General features: G+C 45.9%; 6 protein-coding genes. 3 read left to right on the forward strand and 3 right to left on the reverse strand.

Annotation, left to right across the window (positions count from 1 at the left end; translation table 11 throughout):
- Window positions 1-7: 7 nt before the first annotated feature.
- Together QUB66_RS09485 and QUB66_RS09490 are read right to left on the reverse strand one after the other, a co-directional pair.
- On the reverse strand, window positions 8-322 hold the full coding sequence (locus QUB66_RS09485) for a hypothetical protein (protein WP_265234192.1): 315 nt from the start codon (window positions 320-322) through the stop codon (window positions 8-10).
- Between the two features lie 325 nt (window positions 323-647).
- Window positions 648-1,772 carry a peptidylprolyl isomerase gene (locus tag QUB66_RS09490; protein WP_265234193.1) on the reverse strand — a complete coding sequence of 375 codons (1,125 nt, stop codon included), beginning with the start codon at window positions 1,770-1,772 and terminating at the stop codon, window positions 648-650.
- A gap of 376 nt (window positions 1,773-2,148) precedes the next feature.
- On the opposite strand from QUB66_RS09490, the gene efp reads away from it, so the two are divergent.
- From efp to QUB66_RS09505, 3 genes are all read left to right on the forward strand, one after another.
- The gene (efp, locus tag QUB66_RS09495) at window positions 2,149-2,706 is read left to right on the forward strand and encodes an elongation factor P (RefSeq protein ID WP_265234194.1); all 558 of its coding nucleotides are present in this window, start codon (window positions 2,149-2,151) and stop codon (window positions 2,704-2,706) included.
- Window positions 2,707-2,892: 186 nt separating this feature from the next.
- The gene (accB, locus tag QUB66_RS09500; RefSeq protein WP_332966936.1) at window positions 2,893-3,450 is read left to right on the forward strand and encodes an acetyl-CoA carboxylase biotin carboxyl carrier protein; all 558 of its coding nucleotides are present in this window, start codon (window positions 2,893-2,895) and stop codon (window positions 3,448-3,450) included.
- 30 nt (window positions 3,451-3,480) lie between these two features.
- Complete coding sequence (locus QUB66_RS09505) at window positions 3,481-3,876, forward strand: ArsR/SmtB family transcription factor (RefSeq protein ID WP_265234196.1); 396 nt, start codon at window positions 3,481-3,483, stop codon at window positions 3,874-3,876.
- A 457-nt stretch (window positions 3,877-4,333) separates the two neighbouring features.
- Here QUB66_RS09505 and QUB66_RS09510 read toward each other — a convergent pair whose 3' ends face one another.
- Window positions 4,334-5,092, reverse strand: coding sequence for a GerMN domain-containing protein (locus tag QUB66_RS09510; RefSeq protein WP_265234197.1), 759 nt, complete (start codon window positions 5,090-5,092; stop codon window positions 4,334-4,336).
- Window positions 5,093-5,635: the final 543 nt, after the last annotated feature.

The raw sequence follows: 5,635 nt of genomic DNA on the forward strand, positions 1-5,635 counted from the left end.
AACTGCATCACCATTCCTTACCAGAACTTGGCGGCAAGCGCAACCTAGGAAATCGATAAAAAGTATCTCCTTCATCATCCACCTCTAAAATCGCCGAAAAAATCTTAACTTGTCGGTTTAAATACTGCTGAGCAACTTCAGCCTCAACCCTAGCGCTGGCGGCTAACTGAATCAGCGACATTTGACTGTTTTGATTTTCCAACAACAAATAAAAAGCCTCATCCAACTGTCGCTTTTGCTTGCTTTCATTCAGATTGTTGACAATCAACAAGCCTGCGAATCCGCCCAAACCAATTACCAATAAAAATTCTAAAATTGCCATATTAGCGATCGAGTTTCTAGATTTAATAACCAAGCAGACGACGTAGAAATTAATGAATTTGATTAAAGTTGAACTTGTCTGATTAACTCTTCCAGCCCGCGGAGGCGGTCTTTGTTCGTGTAGAAGCGATTTCAATCGCCGTCTTTGTTTGTCATAATTTCTTCCAGCCCGCGGAGGCGGTCTTTGTTCGTGTAGAAGCGATTTCAATCGCCGTCTTTATTTGTCATAATTTCTGCCAGCCCGCGGAGGCGGGCTTTGCTTGACAAGAAGCGATTTCAATCGCCGTCTTTGTTTGAAAAGAAACGATTTCAATCGCCGTCACCGATTAAACTTGAGGTTGAACCAAATTTTCCTTTCCTTTAATCACCTTAGCAGATATAATCTTATCTCCCTGCCTCAGTTTATCCAAAACCTCTTTTCCTTCAATCATGTAACCAAAAACAGCATACCGACCGTCCAACAAATTCAGACCAGCGGGCGTGAGTTCAGGTTCAAATAAGAAAAAGAAAAACTGAGAAGAACCGCTGTCGGGATCGGCTTCAGCGCGCGCCATCGCCACAGCGCCAAAAGCTGAAAAAGGCAAAACAGGCTCGTCACGATAACGCCCCGCATCCTCTAGAGTAATCCCATAGACAGGTTCCTTGTCCTCTCTAACAAGCACTTCCAGCGGCACATTTCGGTATTTGCCAGTACCTGGATCAATAAAGCCCACTTCCTTGCCTTCGGGATCTCCCGTTTGCAAAACGTAGGATTCTTCCGATCGAATAAATGGTAAACCATCATAGAAACCTCGATCGACCAAATCCACAAAATTACCAGCAGTCACCGGCGCGCTGTAACCGTCAACCACAACAGTAATTTTCCCCTTATCCGTTTCCACAGCCACAGTAGCGCGCCCTTTCAGTTGAGGCAGATTAGCATACTTAGCAGGCACTTCAAACGGAAACTTTGTCACCATCAACTCTTCGATTTCGCCTACCGAACCGAGAATTTTGGCCTTCAACTCAATAACTTTTTCCCTGTCTTTAGCCTCAACAGCGGTGGAAAGTTCGGCAACTCCCTCCTTGACTTGTGCAACTAGCGCCTCAGCTTCCGGCTGTTTCGCCTCAGGAATACTCTTTAAAATGTCCGACTCTCGCAGGTTGAGAATCCTCGAAGCCTTGTTGACATCGCTGCTAATGGGCCCCCAACGTTTAGAACGGATGTGGTTGCCAATGTCTTCGAGACTGATTTGCAACTCACGCACAGTAGGATTGTCAATAGGTAGCGCGAAACGCAGTAGCGCCCGGCCATCGCTAATCGGATTCCCCGCAGGCATACTGCTGCTGGGACGTTTGGCATAGGAAACTGCACTGAAACTCAGGGAGAGTGCGAACAGCAGGAGTGCTAAGGCACCGGTCTTGACCCAGCGCTTGCACGTATCGATCGAGAAATTAGTCCAATGCAACATATCTTTAACTTTTATTGCCTCTATTATCTTCCCACAGCGCGCGATCGCCTTCTATCCATTACATCCCTTGCCGAACTCACTCAACTGACAGAGGTTTTTAGCTTTCTGTAAAGCACTTGCTCCCTTTGAAAGGTAAAATAAATTGCCAATTGCTTTTTGATGCCATCAGCTAGACTGCGGCTTGAAGCTGACCCCGCTCAAAAACGGATACAATCCCCAGACTCCTGTCGTGGAGAGATCAAAATTTTAGACCAAGGTTCAATCTCCCAGATTCAAAGCTGCGAGTGAATCTCAAATCTAAAATCCCAAATCTAAAATCGACTGACTATAGTTCCCCCGCGCCTACGTGGCGACGGGATTGCCCGCAAAAATTTATATGCTCTCCAGTAACGACTTTCGACCAGGTGTTTCAATTGAATGGAATAACAGCGTGTGGCGGGTTATCGAATTCCTCCACGTCAAGCCCGGAAAGGGCTCCGCTTTTGTGCGGACAAAATTAAAAAACGTCCAAACCGGCAGCGTAGTGGAACACACATTCCGGGCCGGCGAATCTTTGCCTCAAGCCAACCTCGAAAAGAGCGCGATGCAGCATACCTATAAAGAAGGCGAACAGTTTGTCTTTATGGATATGGAAACTTACGAGGAAAGCCGCCTCACAGCTAAGGAAATAGGCGAGCGTGTCAAGTACCTGAATGAAGGGATGGAAGTCAGTATCCTTCGCTGGAATGACCAAATCATGGAAGTGGAATTACCCAATTCTGTCGTCTTGGAAGTGACACAAACCGATCCCGGAGTCAAAGGAGATACTGCCACCGGTGGTAGTAAACCGGCTATCCTTTCCACCGGAGCTCAGATCATGGTTCCCCTATTTATTTCGATAGGAGAACGCATTCGGATTGATACTCGTGAAGACAAGTACCTCGGCCGAGAGTAGCAAAGACGGAGAAAAAGGGAGTTTTAAGTTTTGAGTTTTGAGTTATGATTTATTAGTTAAATAGCTAAAAAATCATCGCTTAAATCTCAAAAAATCTCCTTTTTACCTCCAAAATCGGTGAAGTTTCCTAGCTTCGCCGTCTCCAATTTTTTCAATTTTAAATTCTTAATTACCCTTGAATCTACTGTGCAATTAGACTTAAACCAGCTTTGCGAACTGCTGACTGTTTTAGACAAAACAGGCATTTCGGAACTGACGTTAAAAAGTGGGGAACTTGAACTGACTGTACGCAAAGGCGTTCTGGTCAGCGAACCAGGCACTGCTGCTGCGCTCACTGCGGCTGCAAGTGTCGCTCCAACGATCGCCCTCAGCTCTGTTTCTAGCCCCACCGCGGCATCACCGGATGCCCCAAGCCAAAATACAGGCGCGACTGCGGCCACTCCTGCACCAGCCCCTGCTACCGCCGTTCCTGCTCTCGTCTCTCCTCCTGTCGATACCAAATGGGTGTCAATTATCTCGCCGATGGTAGGAACGTTTTATCGCGCTGCTGCTCCCGATGAGCCACCTTTTGTCAATGTGGGCGATCGTATCAAAGTCAGTCAGACAGTCTGTATTATCGAAGCTATGAAGCTGATGAACGAAATTGATGCTGATGAAGTGTCCGGTCAAGTCATGGAAATTTTAGTCCAAAATGGCGAACCTGTCGAATACGGTCAAATTTTAATGCGAATTAATCCGGATTGAAGCATTACTTTATTGTGATGGACAGAATAAATGCTAATATTTCGAGATCACTTCTCCCCGGTGAGTTTGATGAAGTCATCCCAGCCTGTCCCGCAATACGAGGTTGTGCAACAAGTTGCTGAGTATTTCAGTATTCTGAGCGAGCCAATGCGTTTACGAATTTTGAACTTGCTTCGCGACGGCGAAAAGTGCGTGCAAGAGTTGGTGGAAGCTACTCAAACGAGTCAAGCCAATGTTTCTAAGCACCTAAAACTCATGCTCCAAGCTGGTATACTCACTCGCCGGAGTGAAGGGACATCCGCTTATTATAAGGTGCAAGATGAGTTAGTTTTCGAGCTGTGTACTATGGTGTGCGATCGGCTTGCCACCCGGATCGAACAGCAAGCCCTGCACTTTCGGGAATTTAGCCTGACTACAAAGCACTGAAAATTAGTCAGTAGTCCATAGTCAGTAGTCCGTAGTCATCAGTCATGGGTTATATCAAATCCGGTAACTAAGGAATTATACCCTGCAAGCGAGCGAGACGGGAGGCTCCGCAATCCGAAGCGGGCTGCACGCTCGCATTGCACTCCAAAAATTATTATTCCGATGCAAAGGTCAATGATTTCATAAATTATCAGTTATCAGTTATCAGTTATAAATCCCTATTTATTGCATTCAGACTAATGACTAAGGACTACTAACTAATGACTAATAACTAATAACTAATGAATCAAAAATTATACCAATTTAAAAAATCCTTGCTACAATACTTGAGTTTAAGTTTGTTTACTCAAATATTGTCGCGCTTTGCCTCGCTGTAAGATTTTCCGTCTTTTTTTTTGGTACACTCTTTCTTCGACACACCCTACCAATATTGTTTCATTGATTTTCCAAATTGGTATTAGTTAAGGGGAAAATTTTTGTCAAAATTTTGGCGGGTACTCGGTTGAGCCACCTCCAAACCTTCGCCACCCAAAAGTTCCAAAGGCTTGCCGTCCACCGAAATCCAAACCTTAGTATTCGGTTTTAAACTGGTAGCTGTATAGATAACTTGCCCTAACCGACTCGTCATTGAACTGCTGCCTCCCCCCGCAGTAAATTCACGCGACAAATCGACATAAACTTCGTCATTTTTGACACTCAAACTCAGGAGTTTTGTCCCTTTAGGAATTTCGCTAAAAACAGTTGCATCCTTCGGCCCTGCCAACAAACTGTTAAAAGCAGCTTGTAAAGTTGCATCAGCCTGATCGGCTTGTTTGACAGCTACTTTTGTAGGAACTGCCTCAAATTTGCCGATCGCACCTTTAACCCAGTAGACTTGGACTGTCTGGGCATCAGCCTGCTGCAAAGGCTTTGGCTGTGGCGACGGCGCCAGAGCCTGCGGTGTCACAGAGGTAGGCCTCTGAGCTTGAGGCGTCTGAACCTGCTGCGGCACTTGCACAGCATTTGGTGGGGGTACGGGGATAATTACAGCAGGGGATTCCGCAGGACTTGGGGACAGCGCCGGAGCGGTTGTCGGAGCAGAAGACTGCGTGTCTGCGGTTGGGGAACGGTTCGCCGTCCACCAGGCAATGCCCCCTCCCGTCACTAAAGCCAACCCGCAAACACCGGCAATGACTGCTGTTCTGGAGACGTGGCGTACTTCTTGTCCATCTTTCATAATACAAATCCTCGTTACAGATAGAGCGCTTGGGACGGTGAGGAGCGACTCCCGATCAGCTACATTTGTCTATGGTGAGATTCTGGAATTGACACAATTGCACTACTGCTAGCGAACACTATACGGCAAGCCCAACATATTCTGAATCCGACTATGGGCATCCTAGACCATAATATGAGCTCTCGCGCGTGGAGTATGTGACATTTATCTCGATCGGCCTAGTAGCTATATTCTATCGTAGTCATAAAAAATTAAAGGATGAAAGGAAATTTAGCAACGGGTTATGTAACGAATTTAACCCAGCTAACGGATTTAACCGATTTAACCGATCGACATTGATGGAAAAAGGAAAAAAAGATGAATGTAGCGAATTTAACCGACGCAACGGATAGAAGGAATAATCAGAGCGATAAAAATATTTTTTCCCAAACAAAAAGCGCCCCTATTTCTAGGAGCGCTTTTTGTCTATCTCAGGTTAAAAATTAACCGTTGATGGAAGGAGCAACCAAAGCAACTGGAATTGTTTCACCAGCGGCCAAGTCG

The sequence above is a fragment of the Microcoleus sp. A2-C3 genome, from assembly GCF_036706065.1.
GTDB lineage: Bacteria > Cyanobacteriota > Cyanobacteriia > Cyanobacteriales > Microcoleaceae > Microcoleus.